Below are 208 nucleotides of genomic sequence, written 5' to 3'. Positions count from 1 at the left end.
GGTTCTTCGCGTTGCTTCGAATTAAACCACATACTCCACTGCTTGTGCGGGCCCCCGTCAATTCCTTTGAGTTTCAATCTTGCGACCGTACTCCCCAGGTGGGATACTTATTGTGTTAACTGCGGCACAGAAGGGGTCGATACCTCCTACACCTAGTATCCATCGTTTACGGCGTGGACTACCAGGGTATCTAATCCTGTTTGCTCCC

The 208-nt window shown here is 51.0% G+C and carries 1 rRNA gene; it reads right to left on the bottom strand.

The window, feature by feature from the left end:
- A 16S ribosomal RNA gene (locus WS42_RS15150) occupies positions 1–208 on the bottom strand; the annotation flags it as partial.

It is taken from the genome of Odoribacter sp. N54.MGS-14 (assembly GCF_000980295.1).
In the GTDB taxonomy this organism is placed as follows: domain Bacteria; phylum Bacteroidota; class Bacteroidia; order Bacteroidales; family Marinifilaceae; genus Odoribacter; species Odoribacter splanchnicus.
This window is presented reverse-complemented; position numbering and strand designations above follow the sequence as displayed.